Source organism: Polymorphobacter fuscus (genome assembly GCF_011927825.1).
Taxonomy (GTDB): domain Bacteria; phylum Pseudomonadota; class Alphaproteobacteria; order Sphingomonadales; family Sphingomonadaceae; genus Sandarakinorhabdus; species Sandarakinorhabdus fusca.
The window spans coordinates 1,909,850-1,934,255 of record NZ_JAATJI010000001.1 but is presented as its reverse complement, the minus strand read 5'-3'; the positions used below and the strand labels follow the sequence as shown (position 1 = coordinate 1,934,255).

General features: G+C 64.7%; 16 protein-coding genes. 6 read left to right on the top strand and 10 right to left on the bottom strand.

Going from position 1 to position 24,406, the window contains the following annotated elements; genetic code table 11:
* Positions 1-64: 64 nt before the first annotated feature.
* Positions 65-1,882 (bottom strand): ABCB family ABC transporter ATP-binding protein/permease, encoded by a 1,818-nt coding sequence (locus tag GGQ62_RS09065; protein ID WP_243446139.1) that lies wholly within the window; start codon positions 1,880-1,882, stop codon positions 65-67.
* A 276-nt stretch (positions 1,883-2,158) separates the two neighbouring features.
* Entirely contained in the window at positions 2,159-2,752 is a 594-nt protein-coding gene (locus GGQ62_RS09060; protein WP_152577615.1) for a LolA family protein, read from the bottom strand.
* Between the two features lie 119 nt (positions 2,753-2,871).
* Between GGQ62_RS09060 and GGQ62_RS09055 the strand changes: the two genes are divergently transcribed.
* Positions 2,872-3,168, top strand: a complete 297-nt coding sequence (locus GGQ62_RS09055; RefSeq protein ID WP_152577616.1) for a hypothetical protein — start codon at positions 2,872-2,874, stop codon at positions 3,166-3,168.
* Positions 3,169-3,172: 4 nt separating this feature from the next.
* Here GGQ62_RS09055 and GGQ62_RS09050 read toward each other — a convergent pair whose 3' ends face one another.
* The 4 genes from GGQ62_RS09050 to GGQ62_RS09035 all read right to left on the bottom strand — a co-directional run bounded on the left by GGQ62_RS09050 (position 3,173) and on the right by GGQ62_RS09035 (position 7,353).
* Entirely contained in the window at positions 3,173-3,835 is a 663-nt protein-coding gene (locus tag GGQ62_RS09050; RefSeq protein WP_152577617.1) for a L,D-transpeptidase, read from the bottom strand.
* Positions 3,836-3,958: 123 nt separating this feature from the next.
* Positions 3,959-5,803, bottom strand: coding sequence for a cobaltochelatase subunit CobT (cobT, locus tag GGQ62_RS09045; protein WP_152577618.1), 1,845 nt, complete (start codon positions 5,801-5,803; stop codon positions 3,959-3,961).
* A gap of 12 nt (positions 5,804-5,815) precedes the next feature.
* Positions 5,816-6,778: a cobaltochelatase subunit CobS gene (gene cobS / locus GGQ62_RS09040; protein WP_152577619.1), complete on the bottom strand. Its 963-nt coding sequence runs from the start codon at positions 6,776-6,778 to the stop codon at positions 5,816-5,818.
* A 38-nt stretch (positions 6,779-6,816) separates the two neighbouring features.
* Positions 6,817-7,353 (bottom strand): DnaJ domain-containing protein, encoded by a 537-nt coding sequence (locus GGQ62_RS09035; RefSeq protein WP_153401237.1) that lies wholly within the window; start codon positions 7,351-7,353, stop codon positions 6,817-6,819.
* Positions 7,354-7,463: 110 nt separating this feature from the next.
* Between GGQ62_RS09035 and GGQ62_RS09030 the strand changes: the two genes are divergently transcribed.
* A complete protein-coding gene (locus tag GGQ62_RS09030; RefSeq protein ID WP_152577620.1) occupies positions 7,464-7,736 on the top strand; it encodes a BolA family protein in 273 nt (90 codons plus the stop codon).
* Here GGQ62_RS09030 and GGQ62_RS09025 read toward each other — a convergent pair.
* The 3 genes from GGQ62_RS09025 to GGQ62_RS09015 all read right to left on the bottom strand — a co-directional run bounded on the left by GGQ62_RS09025 (position 7,711) and on the right by GGQ62_RS09015 (position 12,604).
* Complete coding sequence (locus tag GGQ62_RS09025) at positions 7,711-8,721, bottom strand: glutathione S-transferase family protein (protein WP_152577621.1); 1,011 nt, start codon at positions 8,719-8,721, stop codon at positions 7,711-7,713. The two genes, GGQ62_RS09030 and GGQ62_RS09025, sit on opposite strands and share 26 nt — an antisense overlap.
* Before the next feature lie 90 nt (positions 8,722-8,811).
* Positions 8,812-11,994, bottom strand: coding sequence for a WD40/YVTN/BNR-like repeat-containing protein (locus tag GGQ62_RS09020; protein ID WP_152577622.1), 3,183 nt, complete (start codon positions 11,992-11,994; stop codon positions 8,812-8,814).
* Positions 11,995-12,142: 148 nt separating this feature from the next.
* Positions 12,143-12,604, bottom strand: coding sequence for an Lrp/AsnC family transcriptional regulator (locus GGQ62_RS09015; protein WP_152577623.1), 462 nt, complete (start codon positions 12,602-12,604; stop codon positions 12,143-12,145).
* 324 nt (positions 12,605-12,928) lie between these two features.
* On the opposite strand from GGQ62_RS09015, the gene GGQ62_RS09010 reads away from it, so the two are divergent.
* The 4 genes from GGQ62_RS09010 (at position 12,929) to GGQ62_RS08995 (ending at position 21,192) form a co-directional block, all read left to right on the top strand.
* Entirely contained in the window at positions 12,929-15,505 is a 2,577-nt protein-coding gene (locus GGQ62_RS09010; protein WP_167649556.1) for a TonB-dependent receptor, read from the top strand.
* Positions 15,502-16,842, top strand: coding sequence for an amidohydrolase family protein (locus GGQ62_RS09005; protein ID WP_243446641.1), 1,341 nt, complete (start codon positions 15,502-15,504; stop codon positions 16,840-16,842). Before GGQ62_RS09010 ends, GGQ62_RS09005 begins: the two co-directional genes overlap by 4 nt.
* On the top strand, positions 16,839-18,152 hold the full coding sequence (locus GGQ62_RS09000) for an amidohydrolase family protein (RefSeq protein ID WP_152577625.1): 1,314 nt from the start codon (positions 16,839-16,841) through the stop codon (positions 18,150-18,152). The genes GGQ62_RS09005 and GGQ62_RS09000 overlap by 4 nt, the downstream gene beginning before the upstream one ends.
* A 100-nt stretch (positions 18,153-18,252) precedes the next feature.
* Positions 18,253-21,192 carry a M14 family zinc carboxypeptidase gene (locus GGQ62_RS08995; RefSeq protein ID WP_207790492.1) on the top strand — a complete coding sequence of 980 codons (2,940 nt, stop codon included), beginning with the start codon at positions 18,253-18,255 and terminating at the stop codon, positions 21,190-21,192.
* Positions 21,193-21,213: 21 nt separating this feature from the next.
* Here GGQ62_RS08995 and GGQ62_RS08990 read toward each other — a convergent pair whose 3' ends face one another.
* The gene (locus GGQ62_RS08990) at positions 21,214-24,357 is read right to left on the bottom strand and encodes a WD40/YVTN/BNR-like repeat-containing protein (RefSeq protein ID WP_152577626.1); all 3,144 of its coding nucleotides are present in this window, start codon (positions 24,355-24,357) and stop codon (positions 21,214-21,216) included.
* Positions 24,358-24,406 lie beyond the last annotated feature (49 nt).

The window sequence follows — 24,406 nt, the reverse complement described above, 5'->3', positions numbered from 1 at the left end:
TGTCGTCATTCGTGGCGTAGCCTGAACGGGCCCCTCTGACCGGGGGCCCGTTTTGCGTTTGCGGTCAGGCGGCCGCCATGGCGGCACTTTCTTCCTCGGCCTGCTGCAACGCCCACATGTCGGCATAGGCGCCGCCGGCGGCGAGAAGGGCATCGTGGCGGCCGCGTTCGATGATTCGGCCGGCGGCGAGCACCAGAATCTCGTCGGCGTCGGTGATTGTCGACAGCCGATGGGCGATGACGATCGTGGTGCGGCTTTGCGAAACCGTGCCGAGCGCCGACTGGATGTCGGCTTCGGTCGCCGAATCGAGTGCGCTTGTCGCCTCGTCGAGGATGAGGATGGCCGGGTCCTTGAGGATCGTCCGCGCGATGGCGACCCGCTGTTTTTCGCCGCCGGACAATTTGAGCCCGCGTTCACCGACCTGCGTGGCATAGCCATCGGGCAGGGACAGGATGAACTCGTGGATCGCTGCGCCCTTCGCCGCCGCCTCGATTTCGGCCTGCGACGCATCCGGGCGACCATAGGCGATGTTATAGCCGATCGTGTCGTTGAACAGCACGGTGTCCTGGGGAACGATGCCGATGGCACGGCGCAGGCTGTCCTGCTTCACCTGGGCGATATTCTGGCCGTCGATGGTCACGGCGCCGCCGGTGATATCGTAAAAACGGTAGAGGATCCGGCTGAGCGTCGACTTGCCGGCGCCGGAATGGCCGACGATGGCGAGCTTGGCGCCGGGCGGCACATCGAACGAGACGTCGTGGAGGATCTGCCGGCGCGGTTCATAAGCGAAATCGACATGCGCAAAGCGGACATGGCCGCCCGTGATGGCAAGGTCGGCAGCGCCGGGGGCATCGGCGATTTCGGCCGGGGTATCGATCAGGCCGAACATCGCTTCCATATCGATCAGGCCCTGCTTGATCTCGCGATAGACCATGCCGAGCATGTCGAGCGGGCGGAACAGCTGGGCGAGCAGCGTGTTGACCAGGACGACATCGCCGATGGTGAAACGCCCCTGGTGCCAGCCCCAGACCGTATAGCCCATGGCACCGGCCATCATCAGGTTGGTGATGATCGACTGGCCGATATTGAGCCAGGCCAGCGACACTTCATTCTTGGTCGCGGCGTCGGTGTAGCGCTTGATGGCGAGACCGTAGTTGCGATTCTCATGCGCTTCGGCGTTGAAATATTTGACCGTTTCATAATTCAGCAGCGAGTCCACGGCGCGCGCCACCGCCTTGTTGTCCGAATCGACCATGTCGCGGCGCAGTTTCGACCGCCAGTCGGTGACCTTCTGCGTATAGGCGATATAGGCAACGACCATCACCAGCACGGCCGCGACCATCGCGGGCCCCAGCTTGATCCAGAAGATGACGCAAACGGCGGTCAGTTCGAATACGGTCGGAAAGATGTTGAACAGGATGAAGTAGAGCATCGTGTCGATGCTCTTGGTGCCGCGCTCGACGATGCGCGTCAGCGATCCGGTGCGGCGCTCCAGATGGAAGCGCAGCGAAAGCTGATGAATATGGCGGAACACATCCTGGCTGAGGCGTCTTGCCGCAGTCTGGCCGACCTTTTCGAAGATGGCATTGCGCAGATTGTCGAACAATACGCCGCCGAACCGCGCCAGGGCATAAGCACCGACAAGGGCTATGGCGATCTGTATGCCGTCCGGAACGCCGGCCGCCATGCGATCGATCGCGCCCTTGAAGGCAAAGGGCATCACGAGGCTGGTCGATTTGGCCAGCAATACCAGCAGCATCGCAATGACGACGCGGGTCCGCAGCGCCGTTTCGCCAACGGGCCAGAGATAGGGCATGAACCGCTTCAGCGTTGCCCAATCGGCGGTCTTTGCCGGAGCGCCCGGTGCAGGCAGGGCGGACATATATTGCATTCGCCCTATGTGGCGAAGCGCAGGACCGGGCGCAACCATCGCCGATCGCACAGACAATTAGGCCCCTGCTCCGGGGGCATGGAGCAGGGGCCATTATGCGCTCGTCACGCAGCGAGTGGCGATGATCAGCCGCCGGTTAACAGGGGGCAAACACCGGCGACGGGCACCACCCGCAAACGTCTTATGGTGGTCGGCAGCTTGACGGGGCATGAACGATTGCAAGAATTCACGATCGGCATCTCTTGCGACCCCGATGCCGTCACCCCATCAGCGGGTCACCGGGCGCCGGGGATCGCGAAAGCCGAAATCCGCCTTCGACAAGTCGGCATTGTAGCGGATGTTGGACAGGATCGTCGTCGTGCGCCCACCCTGCGCGTCGAAGCTGGTCCATCCGGTCAGGGCGAGGCCCGCAGGCGCCGCCTTATCCGTCCGAAAGGCGATGGCGAGCGATCCGAATTCCGGGCGCTTTGCGTCGCGGGCATCGACGATGACGCCGGTGTCGGTGACCTGGGCAATCCTGGCGACACCCGACAGGTCGGGTTCCGAGGCGAGCAGGATGCCGAGCGGCGTCGATTTGACCGGCCATTGCGAAACCTGGTTGACGCCGTAATCGACGAACGTCAGCGTCCGGCCATTGCCGACGATGAGCAGCTTTGCCGTGTCATATTGGAAGCGGATGCGGCCGGGGCGGGCCAGGATCATCTTGCCGGTCAGCACTTTGCCATCGGCGCCGGTCTGGGTGAAATCCGCCGACAGGCTGGTGGTGGCCTTCAACGACGCCGCGACATCGGACAGCGTGGCGGCACTGGCCGGGGCGCCAAGGGCGAGCGCGAGGAGGGGCAGGTGACGGATCGTGATCATGCCTGCCTCATTGCGCGTCGCCGCGTTGCAGCGCAATGAACGTGCCGGCGTGCCGAGATGGCATCCGATGCGGTTCTGGAACGTTGTGATGCCATCGGCATCACAAATAGGAGATTGATGTGTCAAAGATTCTGCATGCAGCCGTTGCAGCCGCGGTTCTGGCCGGCGGCCTCGCCACCCCGGTGGTCGCCAAGGACAACAACCGTCAGCGCTACGAATATAATGGCCGCACCTACAACAGCCTAGCGGCGTGCCGCGAGAAGAAGCGCAAATCGACCAAGGACGGGACGATCGTCGGTGCCGCTGCAGCCGGTATCGGCGCTGCGGTCCTGGGCGCGAACCTGGGCGAATCGGCGCTGATCGCCGGCGGCGGCGCGCTGGTCGGCAACCAGCTGGGCAAAACGAAGAAGTGCTGAGGCGTCAGTCACCGCCGGCCACCATCGTGCCGCTTTCGGGCATGTGGAATTCGGCGGTGACGGCCCGGGTTTCGGGCAGGATGTAGACGATGCCGCCCGCATCGGCGAATGTCGGGCGGACGAAATCGACAAAGAACCGCGTCGCAACGCCGATGCAGCCGAGCGAAGCACGGCGCGCCGCGGCCGATGGGCTTTGCAGCCGTTCGGCGCGGCTTTTCCTGGAAGGGCCGGGCTTGCGATCCGATGCCCGGTGCAAGGCGATGGCGGCGTCGTAATCGACCCATAATGTATCCTGGCCGGCAGCATTGACCCCCATCTGCGCGACGAAGCGACCCGCGGGCGTGGTGCGTTCGGCGGGTTTGATCGCCGCCAGCTTGCGCGTGCCGATGCCCGGCACCGAATCATCACCGCGGGCGGAGCCGAGCAGCACGGGCACGTCGGCACGAAGCTTGCCGCCGGCATCGAACAGCATCAGCCTGGCACCGACCTTATCGACGACGATGAAGGGCAGTGCGCCATTGTCGTGCGTGGCGACGATCCAGGCGGAAACGCGTGCAGCATCGCCCGGATCGGCTTGCGGGATCGGACTCGCGAACGCGGGTGTGGCGAACAGGGCAATAACGACTATGGCAAAGCGTCGATACGCTGCCGGGCAGAGTGTATACATTCCGGATATGTATACTAACCAAACGTAAATGACATATTATCTGCAGGCTGCGGCAATAGGGCGCGACTTCAGCTCGGCTATGAGCGCCGAATCTGCGATCGATTGCGTCGTTTGATACGGTGCTCAGCGCCGGCTGCGGGGATTGGTTTCGAACAGGCTCGCGAGCTGGTCGATGATCGTGCCACCGAGCTGTTCGGCGTCCATGATCGTTACCGCCTTGGCATAATAGCGCGTCACGTCATGGCCGATCCCGATGGCGATCAGCTCCACCGGCGACTTGGCCTCGATATATTTGATGACCTGGCGCAGATGACGCTCCAGATAGTTTCCGGTGTTGACCGACAGCGTCGAATCATCGACCGGCGCACCGTCTGAAATCACCATCAGGATACGCCGATCCTCGCGCCGGGCCATCAGTCGGTCGTGCGCCCATAGCAGCGCTTCGCCGTCGATATTCTCCTTCAGCAGGCCTTCGCGCATCATCAGCCCCAGGTTCTTGCGCGCCCGGCGCCACGGCGCATCGGCCTGTTTATAGACGATGTGGCGCAGGTCGTTGAGCCGGCCAGGCTTGACCGGGCGATTGTCGGCCAGCCATTTCTCGCGCGACTGGCCGCCCTTCCAGGCGCGGGTGGTGAAGCCCAGGATCTCGGTCTTGACGGCGCAGCGTTCGAGGGTGCGGGCCAGGATATCGGCGCAGATCGCGGCGATCGAGATTGGCCGGCCGCGCATCGAGCCGGAATTGTCGATCAGCAGCGTCACCACCGTATCGCGAAATTCGGTGTCGCGCTCGACCTTGTAGCTCATCGCATAGGCGGGATTGGTGACGATCCGCACCAGCCGCGCCGCATCGAGCAAGCCTTCTTCCTGGTCGAAATCCCAGCTGCGGTTCTGCTGCGCCATCAGCCGGCGCTGCAGGCGGTTGGCGAGCTTGGTGACCGCGCTCTGCAAGGGGACAAGCTGCTGGTCGAGATAGGCACGCAGCCGGGTCAGTTCCTCGGCATCGCACAGGTCCTCGGCGCCGATGATCTCGTCATGGGCGTGGGTATAGGCCTTGTAGTCGAAATCGGGCGGCAGGTCCGACATCGGCAGGTTCGGCCGCCACGGCGTCATCCCCTCCTGGCCTTCCTCGCCCATCTCGGCCTCGGACACCATATCGGTGTCCATCTCGGTCTCGCGGGTTTCGGTCGATTCGCTGTCGTCCTGCGATTCCTCGGCGCGGGTTTCGGTTGACTGGTCCTGGCCGCCGGCGTCCTGTTCCTGCTCCTCGCCCTCTTCGCCCGGGGCTTCCTCGTCCTGCTGTTCGTCGCTGTCTTCGGCCTGTTCGGGCTCGGCATCGGGATCGGCGCCGAGGCCGAGGTCGGAGAGCACGCGCCGCATGACCTGGGCAAAGGCCGCCTGGTCGCCCTGCGCCGCGACAAGGTCGTCGAGATGTTCGCCGGCAGCGGCCTCGATTTCGGGGCGGATGAGATCGACAGCGGCTTCGGCGATGCGCGGTGGCGGCGCGCCGGTCAGCCGTTCGCGGACCAGCAGGCCGAGCGCGGTCGCCATCGGCACCTCTTCGGCGGTGCGGGCGCGCACGATCGGGTCGGCCCGGACGCGCATTTCGGTCATGCGGTCGAGATTGCGGGCGACGCCGACCATATCGGCGCTGCCGATCGCTTCGACACGCGCCTGCTCGACGGCGTTCCAGATGTCCCGCGCCACGCCGGCGTCGGGCTGGTCGATATTGTGCAGCTTGGCATCATGGTGCAGGCGGCGCAGGGCGAAACTGTCGGCCCAGCCGCGGACTTCGGCGACCTGTTCGGCGGGCATGGCGCGCCCGGGCTGCGGCACCCGCGCTTGGTCCCCGAAGCACGATGGCTTGTCGGCGGTGAACGCCAGCTCGACGTCCGGCGCATGGCCGAGCGCGCGCAGCGTCGCGGCCACGGCCTGGCGAAAATCTTCGATGGGGTTGTCGGGCTGGGCCATGGTCGTTCGGCGCTATTTGCGTCCCTTGACGGCAACCGATTCCGGCAGTTCCTCGCCGAACACGCGCTGATAATATTCCGCGACGATGCCACGTTCCGCCTCGTCGCACTTGTTGAGGAACGACAGCCGGAACGCAAAGCCGACGTTGCCGAAGATGGTCGCGTTCTGCGCCCAGGTGATGACGGTGCGCGGGCTCATCACCGTGCTGATGTCGCCGCCGATGAAGCCGGCGCGGGTCATGTCGGCGACCTTGACCATATTGGCGACCTGCTTGCGGCCGGCGTCGGTATCGAAGTCCTTGACCTTGGCGACGACGATCGCGGTTTCGGTGTGGTGGGGCAGATAGTTGAGGGTGGTGACGATGTTCCAGCGATCCATCTGGCCCTGGTTGATCTGCTGGGTGCCGTGATAGAGCCCCGTCGTGTCGCCCAGCCCGACGGTGTTGGCAGTAGCGAACAGCCGGAAATACGGGTTGGGGCGGATCACCCGGTTCTGGTCGAGCAGCGTCAGCTTGCCCTCCACCTCGAGCACGCGCTGGATGACGAACATCACGTCCGGGCGACCAGCGTCATATTCGTCGAACACCAGCGCCGTCGGGGTCTGCAGCGCCCAGGGCAGCAGGCCTTCGCGGAATTCGGTGACCTGCTGGCCGTCGCGCAGCACGATGGCGTCCTTGCCGATCAGGTCGATGCGGCTGATGTGGCTGTCGAGGTTGATGCGGATGCACGGCCAGTTCAGCCGCGCCGCCACCTGCTCGATATGTGTCGACTTGCCGGTGCCGTGATAGCCCTGGATCATCACCCGGCGGTTGAAGGTGAAGCCGGCGAGGATCGCGAGCGTCGTGTCGGGATCGAAGACATAGCTCGGGTCGAGATCGGGGACGCGCTCGTCCTTCATCGAAAAGGCGGGGACCGCCATGTCGATATCGACGCCGAAGACTTCGCGGGCATCGACGGTCGTGTCGGGTGCCATCATGGCGGTATGTTGGGAATCGGGCAGGGCTGACACGGGACTCAGGACTCCGTCTTGAATGCGGATGCGGACTTCAGGTGCGTATAGGCGTTGACGACGGCCTGCAACTTCCCTTCCATCGACCGGTCCCCCTCATTGCTGTCAGGGTGATATCGCCGCACCAGGCGTTTGTACGCCCGGCGCACGTCATCCGCGCTGGCGCCGTCGCCCAGCCCGAGCGCTGCCAGCGCCTGCGCATCACCGAACGCCGCCCAGCGTTTCTTTGGCGGTGCTTGCTTTGTATCGGCGCCGAACAGGTCATGGGCGTCGCCGAAACTGAAGGCCATTCGGCCCTTCGGCGTCGCTGCCTGTTCCCAGCCGGCAAGCGGCGACTGCGCCTCGTAGATCTCGTCGGGCGAAAGCCCGTCGAAGAAGTTGTAGCCGGCGTTGAAGGCGCGGACATGATCGAGGCACAGGAACTGCCAGCCGCCTTCGCTGCCGGGCACGCGGTTCGACCGGGGGGCGCGGAATTCGCCGGGGTTGGTGCAGCCGGGGTGGTCGCACAGCGCGGCATCGGGGCGCTCGATACGCCCGTGCAAGCGGCTGCTGCGCTTCGGCGCTTCGGGAGGAACGTCGGAAATGTCGATGGGTCCTTGGGCTTCGCCGCCGCTGTCGGTATAGACGGCGGCTGATCCGGAAAAGGTGCGATATGGGTGTTGTGGCCGACGAAATCGAGACGCGGCTGCGTGCCGCACTCCAGCCGACCGACCTGTCGATCATCGACGACAGCGATTCGCACCGGGGCCATGCCGGCCATAGCGGCGCCGGTGAAAGTCACTTTACCGTGGTGTTGACCGCCGCGGCGTTCGCGGGCCAGTCGCGCGTGGCGCGGCAGCGGCTGGTTTATGCCGCGCTCGGCGACCTGATCGCACCGGACCGGGTCCATGCCCTGGTGATCAAGGCAAGCGCGCCGGCGGCGTAGCATTTCGCTGAGATTTCGACCCGTCGACCATTTTGGCCCAAGGAAGGTCCGGGCCGGCCGGCACGATCCCAGACGGGTTGAGATCGCGATGGCTGGCGTAATAGTGCGTCATAATATGGTCGAGATGGACCGTCGCAGCGATCGCCGGGACCGCCAGCATGCGTTCGAGATAGCGTTCGAGGGCCGGATAGTCGGCAATCCGGCGGACATTGCATTTGAAATGGCCGACGTAGACGGCGTCGAACCGGACAAGGGTCGTGAAAAGCCGGATGTCGGCTTCGGTCATCGCCGGACCCACGAGCCAGTCCTGCGTTGCCAGATGCCGGTCGAGCCGGTCGAGCATCGCGAAAAGCTGCGTCACGGCGTCGTCATAGGCGGCTTGCGTCGTGGCAAAACCGGCCTTGTAGACACCATTGTTGACGGCCTGGTAGATCTCGGCGTTGATCGCGTCGATTGTTGCCCGCGCCGCCTCCGGGTAGAAATCGCCGGGAAGGGCGCCGATTCCATCCCAGGCGCTGGCCAGCATGCGGATGATTTCAGCTGATTCATTGCTGACGATCGTTTCGGTTTCGCGGTCCCAGAGCACCGGTACGGTGACCTTGCCGGAATAGCCGGGACGGGCGCGCGCATAGAGTTGCCACAGATAGTCCAGGCCATAGAGGCCGTCGCCGCTGCCACCCGCGTCCGTGGCGAAGGTCCAGCCATTCTCGCGCATCACCGGGCTGACCACGGAAACGCCGATGCTGTCCTCCAATCCCTTCAAGGCGCGCACGACCAGTGCCCGATGGGCCCATGGACAGGCGTAGCTGACATAAAGGTGATATCGGCCGGCCGCGGCCGGATAAGCGCGGTGGCCTTCAGGAGCCTCGGCACCGTCGGCCGTCACCCAATCGCGAAAACCGGCATCCTGCCGCGCGAAATTGCCGTCCTTGCTGGCCTCCGTCGCCTCGCCCGGCTGCCAGTGTCCGTCGACCATAATGCCCATGTCACCATCCTTGTTTCGTCAGGAACGCACGATGGTCGGCGGCGGTCCGTCGTCCGGCGCAGGCGCCAGACGACATGGGCACAAGGGGCGTCAGTCCGTCCCTGCCGTGCCGCCCTTGGGCGTTTCGGCAGCACCCGCCACGACTTGCAGGGGGCGCCGCTCGACCGGCTTCAGTCTGTCGGCCTTCAGTGCGGCGTTGAGTGCCGGCAGGTCGCTATCGAGCACCGTCTTCAGCGTGCCGAGCTGGGCATCGAGCTGGCCACGCAGTTCACCATAGACGAGGCCGGCCTGGTCTGTCGGTGCCGCGTCCGCACTTTCGACATTGCTGATCAGCGCGGCGAGCTTGTTGTTGAGCTTGATCGGGTAGTTGAGGGGGTCCTGGCTGCTGCGGTTGCGGACCTGGTAGATTTCCGATTCGATCGCGTCGAGCTTGGCGACGAACTGGGCAATCGCCTCCTTCGTCGCCGGCGTCCTGGCCTGGTTGCTGCGCTCGTCGGTCTGCTGCTTGATGCCGCGGATCAACAGCACGGCATCATTGGCTTGCGACACGCTGGCGGTGATCTGGCGCGCGAGGACAAAGCGCTTCTCGAGGTCGGCAGGGCTGGCGCCCTTGACGCGGGGGTCCGCGCCGATTTCGAAAGGCTGTTCCTGCACGGCACCGTCGACCGTCAGGCGCGCCAGATAACGCCCGGGCAACGCTGCAACACCGCGGTTGCGTCCGCTCCACAGGATCATGCCGGGAAATTCGGTGAACCCGGGGTAGTTCATCGACCATGAGAAGCGGTTGAGCCCCGCCTTCATCGCTGCCGTCGGCGGACCCTTGGGGGCGCCGTCGAAATCGTCATCGTCACCGCCGCCTTCCTTGGCCTTGGGATCCTCGAGCTTGCCGGCAAACCGCTGGATGGACTGGCCGTCGGGGGCAAAGATCTCGATGCTGAGCTGCTTTGCGGCCTTGGGCAGGAAATAGTCGATGGCAACGCCCGAATCAACGCCGCGCACAGCGCGTGCCGGGGTGAAGAGCTTGACGCGATTGTTGTTGGCGCCCTCCAGCTGCCGCAGCACGTCGATATTCTCCATCACCCAGAAGGAGCGGCCATGGGTGGCGATGACGAGATCTTGGCCGGCAACGGCCAGGTCCGCGACCTGGACCGCCGGCAGGTTGCGCTGCAGCTTGTGCCAGTTGCCGCCGTCGTCGGTGGAAACCCAGACGCCGCGCTCGGTGCCCAGATAGAGCAGGCCCGGCCGCACGGTGTCGGCGCGGATGCTGCGCGCGATCTCGTCGGCGGGGATGCCGGTGGTGATCGGCGTCCAGCTGCGGCCGTAATCGCTGGTCTTCAGCACATAGGGCCGGAAGTCGCCGAGCAGGAAGCGATGCGCGGTCAGATAGGCCGTTCCCGGCTGGTGGGGCGAATCCTCGATGGTCGTGATCTTGGCAAATTCGGGCAGCCCTGCCGGGGTCACATTGGTCCAGTTCGTGCCGCCGTCGCGGGTGATCTGGACCATGCCGTCATCGGATCCCGACCAGATCAGGCCCGGTTCGCGCCGCGAAGGCGCCAAGGCGAAGATCGTCGCATAGGTTTCGACGCCAGTCTGGTCGCGGGTGATCGGACCGCCCGACGGCCCGAGGGTCGCAGGGTCATGGCGGGTCAGGTCGGGACTGATCTTCTCCCAGCTCTGGCCCTCGTTGCGGCTGCGCCAGACATGCTGTGAGGCAACATAGAGCGTTGCCGGGTCGCGCGGATCGAAGACGATCGGGAAGGTCCATTGGAAGCGTTCCGCGACGTCGGCTGCCGACCAGCCCATCGGGTTGTCGGGCCGCACCGCGATGGCGCGCTGCCGTCCGGTGCTATGGTCGTAGCGGGTGAGCAAGCCGCCATAGCTGCCGGCATAGAAGATGTCCGGATTGCGCGGATCGTTGACGACATAGCCGCTTTCGCCGCCGCCGACGGCAATGCCGAACTGCCCGCCGAGCACATTGGCGTGCTTCCAGCCGCGCGACGGCACGCAGATGGTGCTGTTGTCCTGCTGCCCGCCGCAGGCAAACCACGGGTAATGGCTGGAAACCGAGACCCGGTACATCTGCGCGGTCGGGAAATTCTGCCGTGTCCAGCTGGTGCCGCCGTTGACGCTGACATTGGCGCCGCCGTCATTGGCCTGGATCATCCGCTGGTTGTCGTCGGCGGCGATCCACAGGTCGTGATTGTCGCCGTGCGGGACCTTGATCTTGGTCGGGAAGGTCTTGCCGCCGTCGTCCGAGCGCTGGAAGTTGACGTTGAGCGAATAGACGCGATCCTTGATCTTGGGATCGGCAACGACGCGCGTGTAGTAAAAGGCGCGCTGGCGCAGGTCGCGCGACTCGCTGCGGCGCGTCCAGCTCTCCCCGCCATCGTCGGAGACGAACATGCCGCCGTCGGCATGCTCGACGATCGCATAGACGCGCGACGAATCGACCGGCGAGACGCTGACGCCGATCTTGCCGATGAGGCCGGTCTGCGGCATCCCCTTGGCGCGGGTCAGTTCCGTCCAGGTGGCGCCGCCGTCCTGGCTGCGGAACAGCCCGCTGCCGGGGCCGCCCGAGCTCATGCCCCAGGGTTTGCGCCAGGCTTCCCAAAGCGCCGCATAGAGCGTGTCGGGCTTTTTCGGATCGATCGAGATGTCGACGGCGCCGGTGCGCGCGTCGCGGTACAGGATCTTCTTCCAGTTGCTGCCGCCGTCGACGGTCTTGTAGACCCCGCGCGCTTCGCCTTCCGCGCCGTAGCTGCCGAAACCGCCGACATAGGCGGTGTTGCAGTCGGTGGGGTGGATGCGGATTCGCGAGAAATTCTGCACATCGGCGAGGCCGATGTTCTTCCAGCTCTTGCCGGCGTCGGTCGATTTCCAGACGCCGTTGCCCGGCAGGACATTGCCGCGCAACTGGGTTTCACCGGTGGTGAAATAGACGACGTCGGGGTTGGCTTCGCAGACCGCGACACCGCCCAGTGCCGCCGTATTGACCTTGCCATCGGTGACCGGCGACCAGGTCGTGCCGGCATCGACGGTTTTCCACAGGCCGCCACCGACAGCTGCAAAATAATATTCGAGCGGGCGCTTGACGCTGCCTGCGGCGGAGATCGATCGACCGCCGCGATCGGGGCCGATATTGCGCCATTTCAGCCCGGTGAAGAACGCTTCCACGCCAGCCGGCGCCTTGGTCGCGGCATCGTCGGCAAGGGCCGGTGCCGATGCGAGGCCGAACACCAGCAGATAGACGACCCGAGAATTCCTGCTTTGCATGCCGTTTCCCCCAAAACCCATGGGCACATTACCCGGTTGAAATGTCATTGCAATATTCCGACTTGAAATTTTATTTCGCGCTGCCGTTACTTTCTCGGCGCCTGCGACCCGGCGGGATTCTGCCCCCGTCGGCTTCGAACGATCCCGGTCAGGGAACGGAGTAGACGCGGCGCATGACGGTCTTCAGGACGAAGCTCGAGTTGATTCGCGACACCACCGATATCTGTGACAATTTGGTCAGGATCGGCTGATAATGGTCGAGGTCGAGGACCACCACGCGGAGCAGATAGTCGAACTCGCCGGTTATCTGGAAACAGTCGGTGACTTCGCGCAGGTTGTTGATGCTCGTTTCGAACGCCGTCAACGCCTCGTCGGTCTGCCGGTCGAGGGTAATCGAAATCAGCGCCTCCACCGATCCGATGAGCCGCTTTTCATCGAGCCGCGCAGCATAGCCCAGGATGTAACCTTCGCTTTCCAGTTGTCGCACGCGGCGCAGCGTCGGGGTCAGTGAAAGTCCGATCTCATCGGCAAGATCACGCCAGCTGATCCGGCCGTCATCGGTCAAGCGTTTGAGAATATTCATGTCGAACGAGTCGAGTTTGGCGGTCATAACGCTTGCTCCGGTGCGCGTCGGATTTGGCTCCCAGCAACCTGTGCTGTCTTTTCGCTGAACGGACATTACACTGCCATATCTACCTTACTTTGGTCGTATCTGCCAGTGCGTTTACAGTGGATAGAGCAAACACCCTAATTTTTCACCATCGCGTAGCGAATTTTAGAGTTGCAATGCCGGGCCGATTGCGGTTTCATGACAATCGAAAGCATGCGGCGAAAGATCGCGTGAATGGGGCGTGTTCGGTGGCGGGCGGGCTGCGCCGGACGACTGGGGGTGGCAGGCGGTGGGAACCGTCTTGCCGAGCACGAGGGCAAGGTCATGATCAAGGTAGCTTTGCATCGCTCTCGCGGTGCGCGAATTCTGCTGAGTGTTTCGCTGCTGGCGACATCGGCGGCGCTCCATGCCCAGGACGTGAGCGCGCCGGCCACGGCGGGGAGCGCGCCGGCCGAAGCCGAGGTTCAGGCGCCGACGAACGATTCCGATATCGTCGTCACGGCGCTCAAGCGGTCGACCGGCATCCAGCGCACGCCGCTGTCCATTTCGGCTGTCGGTGCCGACACCTTGTTCAAACAGAATATCACCGATTCGCAATCGCTTGGCCGCGTCTCCCCCAGCCTCGTCATCAACGAGAGCGCCAATGGCGGCAGCCGCGTCATCATCCGCAACCTCTATGCGACGGGCGAGCCGCTGGTCGGGCTCTATTATGACGATGTTCCGCTGAGTGGCACCGGCGGCGTTTCGAACGACGCCGGCGGCACCCAGCCGAGCATCCGCCTGTTCGACGTGGAGCGCGTCGAGGTGCTGCGCGGGCCGCAGGGCACGCTGTATGGCGCCAGTTCGATGGGCGGTACCATCCGCCTGATCTTCGCCAAGCCCAAGCTGGACCGGTATGAAGGTTCGGTCGATGGCCAGTTGAGCACGGCGGCCGAGAGCGACGGCTCGCTCGGCCGGCAGATCAACGGCATGATCAACATCCCGATCGTCGACGGCAAGTTCGCGATCCGCGCCGTCGGCTATTTCGACCGCACGGCCGGCTTCGTCGACAACAGCCTGCTCAACCTGACCAATATCAACTCGAACAGAAGCTATGGCGGCCGCCTCACCGCGCGCATCCAGCCGGTCGACAATGTCACTCTCGACCTGATGGCGGTCTATCAGGATCGCGAGGGCGCCAGCTCGAGCTGGAACATCACCCAATATCAGCTAACCGGGCAGAAGTTCAACCAGGCGCTCTTCATCCAGCAACCGCAGGAAGACCGGATGAAGCTGTTCTCCGGAACGCTCAACTGGGACATGGGTTTTGCCACACTGACGGCGGCAGGCTCCTATTCGGACCGGTTCCTCGGGTACAAGTTCGACTATACGCCTTATTTCGCGCGCTATCAGAGCGTCAACCAGACCGGCGGCATCGTCGCCCCCTTCACCGGCAATCCGACGACGATCCCGGGCTATGCGACCTTCGCCCGGGACTGCAACTCGGGCTATATCCTGGGGACGACCTGCAACGGCGCCGGCTACCAGACTTTGGTCAACAGCTATGGCAACATGTCCACCTATCAGCCGCAGACCAACAAGACCTCGACTGCGGAAATCCGCCTCGCCGATGACCGCTACGCGTTCAAATGGACGGTCGGATTCTATCACAGCAACCGCAAGAACTTCACCGAATCCATCCTGAACCCGACCGACCCCGTGACCGGCCTGCAGGCCTTTCCGATCGGCTTTCCGACCGGCAACACCTTCACTGTGGGGGTGAACGACACCGGGCTCTACCGGACCATCGACGACACGCTGGCGCAGACCGCGGGCTTCGGCGAAGCCACCTGGGACATCAACGATGCGCTGAGCGTGACCGGTGGCATGCGCTATTTCAAATACACCAAGGAGACGACGGCCGCCGTCATCATCCCCAGCTACATTGCCGGTAACAGCCGGCAGGACGCACTGACCACCGGCGGCGATGAAACCGGCACGCTGTTCAAGTTCGCTGCGGACTACAAGCTGAACAGCGATGTGATGTTCTATGGTTCGGCGTCGCAGGGCTATCGGCCGGGCGGCGTCAACCAGACCCTGGGCCTGCCGAGCTATGCCGCGGTCTACACCTCCGATTCGGTGTGGAGCTATGAAGTCGGTGCCAAGACCTCGTGGTTCGACCGCAAGGTCGTCGTCAACCTCGCGGCGTTCCGCATGGACTGGCAGAACATGCAGATTTCGGCGAGCTTCAACAACGCCTTCGGGTTCATCACCAACAGTTCGAGCCCGGCGCGAATCCAGGGTATCGAGCTGGACACGTCCTTCTACCCGGTCGACCGACTGACGATGCGGCTTTCGGGCAGTTATATCGATGCCAAGCTGCGCGGCGACCAGGCGCTGCCGGATGGCATCACCCAGTGCCCGATCCCGTTCGTGCCCGGCACCACCGGTTGCGCCACGGTCGCGGCCGGGCGCGCCGGCGATCCGATCCCCTTCTCGCCGAAGTGGACCGTTCAGGCATCGGCCGATTACGCCACGCCTGTCGGCAACGACATGCAGATCATCTATCACGCCGACGCCAGCTATCGCGGTGAATCGCTGACCACCTACAACCTGCCGCTCTATGCCAATGCCTATCCGAACGGCCCGGGTGGCACGCCGGGCGGCGCAGCGCTTTACACGCTCCCCGGTTTCACCACCGTCGGCCTGCGGTTCGGTCTGGAAAAGGACGAGGGACGCTGGGGCGTCTATCTGTTCGCCAACAATCTGTTCAACACCGTCGGGTTGACCGCGCTGACCAACGGCCAGGCGAGCGCCACCGCGCTGGGCTGGCGCTACAATGGATCGGTCGTCCGGGCCAATTACGGGGTGACCACGGCACCGCGGATCATCGGCATCCAGGCGATGGCGAGGTTCCAGTGAGCAGGCGAATGCCGGGCGGGCTGGGGACGAACGTGCCGCATCGCGGCATTGTCGCGGCGCTGCTGTTGGGTGGTCTTCTGAATGCCAGCGCGGCCAATGCCAAGGATGTCGTCATCCATGCCGGCAAACTGATCGACGGCATGTCGGCGACGCCGCGGCAGCAGGTTTCGATCCTCATCCGCGACGACCGCATAACCGCAGTCCAGAACGGCTTCGTGACGCCGGCGGGCGCCGAGGTGATCGATCTTTCCACCAAGACCGTCTTGCCCGGCTTCATCGACTGTCACGACCATATCGCCTCGACCGGCAGCCGCAAGCCGCTCAACCGCTTCGTCCTGACCGAAGGCGATGCCACCATCAACGCCGCGATCAATGCCCGCAAGCAGATCGAGACCGGTTTCACCACGGTGCGCGACCTCGGTTCCAGCGAGGTGACGGCGCCGGCGATCATGCGCGCGATCGCGGCCGGGCAATTGGTTGGCCCGCGCTTCTGGACCGCGCTGCAGGCACTGGGACCGACGGGCGGGCACAGCGACCGCCAGAATGGCCTGGCGCCGACCGTGAGCATCGCCGGCCGCGACGGTGCATTGATCGATGGGCCCGAGGACGCACGGCAGAAGGTGCGCGCCCATCGCCGCAACGGCGCCACGGTCATCAAGATCATGCCGTCGGGCGGCGTCGGTTCGATCGGCGATGATCCCAATCACATGGTGATGACCGACGCGGAAATGGTCGCCGCGATCGAGACCGCGCACGAGCTCGGGCTCAAGGTGGCCGCCCATGCGCACGGCAAGAAGGCGATCGACCATGCCATCCTGGCAGGCGTCGATTCGATCGAGCACGGCACCTATGCCGATGCCGAAAGCTATGCCCTGATGAAGAAGCACGGCACATTCCTGGTGCCGACGTTGCTGGTCGCCGACGCCATTTACCAGAATGCGATCAAGTCGCCGGAAACGCTGCCGCCGACCGTCGCCGAAAAGGCGATTGCCGTGACTCCGACGATGATCGGCAATGCCGGGCGCGCCTACAAGGCGGGCGTCAAGATCGCCTTTGGTACCGACCAGTCGGCAAGTTCGGATCGCAACAAGGCGGAGGAGTTTGCCCTGCTCGTCAAGGCTGGTCTCACGCCGATGGACGCGATCTTCACCTCGACGCGAAATGCTGCCGAACTGATCGGCACGCCGCAGGATATCGGATCGGTCCAGGCCGGCCGCTATGCCGATATCGTTGCGGTGGATGGCGATCCGCTGGCCGACATCACGGTGCTGCAGCGCGTCGATTTCGTGATGAAGGGCGGCGAAGTGCTCAAGACCGGCGGGAAGATGGCACGATGAGCGGGCGCCCCATGCTGGCGATGCTGCTGGCCGCCGCGGCCGTGCTGGCGGCCCCGCAGGCCCGCGCCAAGGATGTCGTCATCCACGCCGGCACCATGATCGACGGCACCGCCGCGCAGCCGCGGCGGCAGGTTTCGATCATCATCAAGGATGAACGCATCGTCGGCGTGCAGAACGGCTTTGTATCGCCGGCGGGCGCCGAAGTGATCGATCTGTCGGCAAAGACGGTGCTGCCCGGCTTCATCGACGTGCATGATCATATCTCGATGGGCCCGGACTGGAGCGTCCTCGGCCGTTTCACCCACAATGAATCGGACGCGGTCATCACCGCGATGCGCAATGCCCGGCGCGATATCGAGCAGGGCTTCACCGCGGTGCGCGACTGCGGATCGGGGGCGATCGAGGCGCCGGCGCTGATCCGGGCGATTGCCGCAAAGCAGATCATCGGCCCGCGCATCTGGTCGGCGATGGAGCCGCTGTCGGCAACCGGCGGCCATTCCGACCCGCAGAACGGCATGCGACCGGAAATCCATTTCGAAGGGCGTGAACTGTCGGTCATCGATGGCGCCGAAACCGCCCGTAAAATGGTGCGCCAGCATCACCGGGACGGTGCCAAGCTGATCAAGATCATGCCGTCGGGCGGCGTCGGTTCGATCGGCGACGATCCCAACCACATGACGATGACCGATGACGAGATGCGCGCCGTGACGGAAACGGCGCACGAAATCGGCTTGAAGGTCGCAGCGCATGTGCACGGCAACAAGGCGATCAACCATGCGGTGGAGGCCGGCGTCGATTCGATCGACCACGGCACCTATGCCGACGCCACCAGCTACAAATTGATGAAGCAGCACGGCACCTATCTGGTGCCGACCTTGCTGGTCGCCGACTGGATCTATCAGACCGCGACGAAGACCCCCGAAAAACTGCCCCCGACTGTCGCCGAAAAGGCGATTGCGGTGACGCCGACGATGATCGGCAATGCCGGCCGCGCCTATAAGGCCGGGGTCAAGATCGCGCTCGGCACCGATTTCACCGGCCTTGGCGATCGCAACAAGGCGGAGGAGTTCGCGCTGCTGGTCAAGGCGGGGCTGACGCCGATGGACGCGATCCTGGCCGGAACGCGCAACGCGGCCGATCTGATCGGTGTTCCGCAGGACATCGGGTCGATCCAGCCCGGCCGCTATGCCGATATCGTTGCGGTCGACGGCGATCCGCTCGCCGACATCGCAGTGCTGCAGCGCGTCGGCTTTGTGATGAAGGGCGGCGACGTGCTCAAGCGCGATGGTGTGATGCAGCGGATGAACTGAACCGGGTTGCGTCGATGGGCCAGCGGCCGATCGCGCCCGGATTTCGCAAGGCGCGCCGCAATCGCTGCGACGGACTGAGGCATTTTCCAGGGGGCCATATATGGGCGCGCGCTTTTCGGTTCAGGCCAGTGTTCTGGCCGCCACGATGCTTTCCACCGGGCCGATCTTGGCGCAGGCGGTGGCGCCCGGGGCACCCGTCACGCCCTCCGGCGTGGCGCCGCTGACCCAGCCGCAGGATGCCGAATATGGCCGGCTGATCCAGCAGCATCTGGTCGACAAGCGCTTTACCACCGAACTTGTCGACCATCTGCCGGCATCCGATACCGTCCCGACACCGCTGAAATTCTTCGGGCGTATCCCGGGCACTCCCGGTGAACTGACCTACGCCGCCGATATCCACCGCTATTATCGCGAGCTGGCGCGCACGTCGAAGCGGGTCAAGCTGATGACGCTCGGGACCACCGAGGAAGGGCGCGAACTCGTCGTGCTGGCCATTGCCGACGAGGCAACGCTGGCGAAACTCGACGACTACAAGGCGCAGCTGGCAGCGCTGGGGGATCCGCGGCGGACCGACGCTGCCAAGGCCGCCGAGATCATCAAGACCGCCAAGCCGATCTACTGGGTGACCAGCGGCATCCATTCGCCCGAAACCGGCGGGCCGGAGATGCTGATCGAACTGGCCTATCGCCTCGCCGTCGAGGAGACGCCGTTCATCCGCAACATCCGCGACAACATGATCACCTTCATCACCCCCGTCGTCGAGGTCGATGGGCGCGAGAAGATCGTCGACACCTATTATTACGGCAAGAAAACCGGCAAGCCCAAGCCGCCGCTGGTCTATTGGGGCAAATATGTCGCCCATGACAACAACCGCGACGGGCTCGGCCAGTTTCTGAAGCTCACCCAGAACATCACCAAGGGCATGCTCGACTGGCATCCGACAGTGCTGCACGACCTCCACGAGGCACAGTCGTACCTGTACGTGTCGACCGGGACCGGGCCCTATAATCCGTCGCTCGACCCAATCCAGTCGAACGAATGGTGGCTGCTCGCCGAAACCGAGGTCATGGAAATGACCAAGCGCAATGTGCCGGGCGTGTGGACCTATGGTTTCTACGACGGCTGGGTGCCCAATTATCTGTTCTGGATCGCCCATACTCACAACAGCTTCGGCCGCTTCTATGAAGTGCAAAGCTATGGCCCGGATGTTCAGAAGAACCTGAAGCTGGCGCCGACCGTCACCAGCCGCGAATGGTTCCGCCCGAACCCGCCGCTGCCGTCCATCGACTGGGGTCCGCGCAACAATACCAACATCCAGCAATCGGCGCTGCTGTTCGCGCTCAACCGCGTCGCCACCGACCATAGCCTGTATCTCGAGAATTACTGGACCAAGAGCCGCAACGCGATCGAGAACGGGCGCACCGGGGCCATCAACGCCTATGTCATCCCGGCCCGCCAGCATGCCCCGCACAACGCCACCGACATGCTCAACATGCTGCGCCAGCAGGGCATCGAGATCGGCACCGCCACACAGGGCTTTACGGCCGGCGGCGTCCAGGTCGCCGCTGGCGATTATGTGATCCGCGCCGACCAGCCGTACCGGACGCTGCTCGACATGTATCTGAGCGTTCAGAACTACCCGACGGCCAACCCGCGTCCCTATGACGATACGGGGTGGACGATGCAGTATATGCACAATGTCGACATGAAGACGATCAAGGACCCGGCGGTCTTTGCCCAGGCGCTGACGCCGGTCACGGCCGATATTGCGCCGCCCGGCGGCGTGTCGGGAACCGGATCGACCATCGTCTTCAACCACAATGGCGACAATGCGCTCGTCTCGCTGCGCTTTCGTCTGAAGGACGTGAAGATGCTCGCCGCCGAAGCGCCGTTCGAAGCGGATGGCCGGCGCTATGCCGCGGGCAGCTTCATTCTGCCCAATGCCGATCGCGCCGCCGTGGCACGCGTCGCGGAGGCGCTCGGCGTTGCTGGCGAAGCCGTCGCGGCCATGCCGAACGTGGCGAGCCATGTGCTGACGACGCCGCGCATCGGTTATGTTCACAGCTGGCTGCGCACGCAGGACGAAGGCTGGTGGCGCGCCGCGCTCGATACCTATGGCATTCCCTATGATTATTTCGCCGACACGACGCTGAAGCAGCGCAACCTGCGCGCCAAATATGATGTGCTGATCTATCCGACGGTTGCGGTCGGCGCGCGCGAGCAGTTCGTCGGCGTGCCGATGAACGGCAAGGATGCCATTCCGTACAAGAAGACCGCGCTTACGCCCAACCTCGGCAAGCTTGATTCCGCCGACGATATCCGCGGTGGCATCGGCGGCGCCGGGCTGGAAGCGATCCGCAGCTTCGTCCAGCAGGGCGGGACGCTGCTCGCCGATGGATCGACGGTGGAAATGCTCGCGGCGTTCGGCGCGACACCTGGGGTGACCGTCAACGCGCCGTCGGACCTGTACAACAAGGGCGCCATCATGCGCGGCATGATCACCGACCAGGCCAGCCCGATCGTCTATGGCTATGCGGGCAAGCAGCTGCCGGTGTATTTCTCGCAGGCGCCGGTGATGACGATCGCGCGCGGCGGCGGCGGCATGGGCTATTTCGACCCCAATGGCCCCGGCGCCCGGCTGGCGCAGAATGTCACGCCGAACGCGGTTCCGACGCCGCTGTCACCCTGGCTGCCATCCGAGACCAGCGCCCCGGCGACGGCAACCGTCGATTCGTCGAGCCCGTTCGGGTCCGCCCAGCCGGCGTCGCGTTCCAGCGGGTCCGAGCCGACCCAGTTTCCGCGCGTGATCATGGCGTTCCCGGACAAATCGAGCGACATCTTGCTGAGCGGCATGTTGAGCGGCGGTGACGCGCTGGCGAAAAAGCCGCTGGTCGTCGATGTCCCCGACGGGCGTGGCCATATCGTGCTGTTCGCGCTGCGGCCATTCTGGCGCTGGCAGACCCAGGGCAGCTATATGCTGGGCTTCAACACGATCCTCAACTGGGATCGCCTCGACGCCGGAAAGCCGGCGCCGAAGTGATCGCGGCGGTCACCAGCCCGCTCAGCGGGCCGGTGACGCCGGGCCGAGCACCCGGTCCACGTCGGCCAGGGCGGCATCGACCTGCTGCCGCAAGGCGGTGTACCGGTCCACGGCATCGCGGCCCACCTTCTGGTCGCTGGCACCCGTCTCGCTGTAGAGATAGGTGACATGGGTTTGCAGACCCGGCGCGCTGTAGCGGATCGGCGGGGTGATCAGCCGGGCAGCGACGGGGGCAAGCGCCCGGGCCTTCGCTTCATCGGGCGATCGCTTCAGCTCCGCCTGTGCCTGGCGGACGCGTGCTACCGCCAGATTGGTGTCGTGGACCAGCTTGAGCACGCGCATGTTGTGATCGAACTGCGCAACGAGATCGGCGTCCGTCACGCCGCTGGCCAGCACGCGCGGATCTTCGACGATTTTCAGTGGCTGGCGCGCGGTGAAGGATCCCGACGTCATCACCACGGTATAGGCTCCGGGGGGCGCCACCGGGCCCGCTGGCCAGCGCGGCCGGGTCGGGTCCGCGGTGCCCGGCTGGACGCCGCCGGGAGCGGCTTCGCCGGGCTTGGGGCTTGTCGGCGGCAGTGCGCTGGGTTGGGGTGCCGCCGGGGCCTGTGCCGGCGCGCCGGCGTAGCGCAGATCCCAGATGAAGCGGTGCACCCCGGGTGTTGCGTCGAGCCTGGTGGGATAGGTCGGCCGGTATCGGCCGCCATCATCGTCACCCCCGCCGCTGCCAGCGGGCGGCGTTGCCGGTGCATCGCTCGAAAACGTCCGGACGACATTGCCGGCGGCGTCGAGGATCGTCAGCGTGACCGGCGCTTGCGTGGCAGCGGCAACGAAATAATCGATTTGCGCGCCGGGCAGGATATATTCGGGGCCCTGCCTGGGGTCATAGCCCTTGTCGCCCGACGCGTTGACGCGCACGGCGACCGCCGGCGTGTACAGGCGATGGTCGGTCGCGCGGGCCGGCTGTGACGGCAACTGGCGCAGCACGCCGAGGTTGTCGAGAATCCAGAAGCCGCGGCCCTGGGTCGACAGGATCAGGTCGCCATGCGCCAGCCTGATGTCGGTGACCGGTACCGCCGGCAGGTTGAGCTGGAACGGCTGCCAGCGAGCGCCGCGATCGAAGGAAATGTGCATGCCGAATTCGGTGCCGGCGTACAGCAGGCCGGGGCGATCCGGATCTTCGCGGATAACGCGCGTGGGCTCGTCGGCGGCAATGCCGTTGCGACCGTTGGTCAGGCGGACCCAGTTTTTGCCATAGTCATCCGTGCGATAGAGATAGGGCGCATAATCGCCGAGCAGATAGCGATAGACGGCGATATAGGCGGTGCCCGGGGCGCGCACGCCGGGTTCGATGTTCTGCACGCGGCCCCCCGGCGGCAGGTCCTTCGGGGTCACATTCTGCCAGCTCTTGCCGGCGTCCTGCGTCACATGCACCAGGCCGTCGTTCGATCCGCTCCAGATCACACCGGGCTTCAATGTGCTTTCGCGGATGGCATAGACGGTGGAATAAACCTCCTCGCCAGTGGCATCGCGGGTGATCGGTTCGCCCGAGGCAAGTTGCTTGTCGGGGGGATTGAGGGTCAGGTCGGGGCTGATGACGTCCCAGCTGACGCCGCCGTCGGTCGAGCGATGGACGTACTGCGAGCCGTAATAAAGGGTGTTGGGTTCGGTCGGGTGCACCTCCATCGGCGCGACGCGCTGGAAGCGATAGCGAAGATCCTTGGGGTCGCTGCCGTAAAGCGATTCGCTGCCGACCCAATATTGCTGTTCATTGCCGTTGGTGCGCAGGTCGACGCGGCTGAACTGCCCCTTGCACCCCCCCCAGACGACCATCGGGTCGCCGCGCTTGGGAATGATCGGCCCGGTTTCGCAGCCCGGCCCGATCCGATAGTCCTGCTGGTCGCCAAGCGCCTGCGACGGCACGATGACGGTCGTGTTGTCCTGCTGGGCGCCGTAGAGGCGATAGGGATATTGGTCGTCGACGGCGACCTGATACATTTCGGCTGTCGGCTGGTTCGATTGCACGCTCCATGTCGCGCCGCCATCAAGCGAGACATTGGCGCCGCCGTCGTTTGCCTGGACGATCAGCCGCGAATCGCGCGGGTTGATCCAGACATCGTGGTTGTCGCCGTGCGGCGTGGCCTGGGTCTTGAACGTCTTGCCGCCATCGACCGACCGGAACCAGCTTTCGTTGCCGACGAACACCAGGTCGGCATTGTTGGGATCGACGCCGAGCGTGGTGTAATAGAAGGGCCGGGTGACGAGCCGGTTCTCGCCATTGACCAGCGTCCATTTCGCGCCGCCGTCGTCCGACCGATACAGGCCATGGCCGGGCTTCGCCTCGATCAGCGCGTAAAGCCGGTCGGGCGCGGCGGCGCTGACGCCGATGTTGGCGCGGCCGAACAACCCCGTCGGCAGGCCGCCGGCCATCTTTGCCCAGCTGTCCCCGCCATCGGTGGATTTGTAGAGGCCGCCATCGGTGCTGCCGGAAATGATCGTCCAGGGGTGGCGAAGGCCATGCCACATGGCGGCATAAAGCACGTTTGGCTTGCCTGGCTGCATCTCGACATCGGCGGCGCCGAGCGAATCATTGAGGAACAGCACCTTCTTCCAGGTCTTGCCGCCATCGCGGGTGCGATAGACGCCGCGGTCGCTGCTGTTCTTGAACGGGTCGCCGGTGGCAGCGATGAACACTTCGTCGGGATTGTCGGGGTTGATGCGGATGGTGGCGATTTGCCCGACGTCGCGCAGGCCGATGAAGCGCCAGGTCTTGGCGCCATCGACCGACTTGTAGACGCCGCGCCCCGTCGAAACATTGCTGCGGATCTTGGAGGAGCCGGTGCCGGCGTAGATGACATCGGGATTGCTGTCCGCCACCGCGACGGCACCCATCGCACCGACAGGGATCTGGCCATCGGTGGTGTTGGTCCAGCTGTGGCCGGCATCGGTCGTCTTCCATACGCCGCCGCCAACCGTGCCCATGTAGAAGGTGCGGGGCTGCGACGGCACGCCGGTCACGGCGGTCACGCGCCCGCCGCGCCAGGGGCCGACGTTGCGGTAATGCAGGCCCGACCATTGCGATGGATCCTGCGCCCGCGCAGCAAGGCCCTGACCGGTCGTTGCCAGAAGCGCAGCGACAAGCAGGCGTGAAAAAGTGGCTGTCATGGTCCGTCCCCGATGGCCCCGCGGTCCGATACACATTGCATCCGCGGGT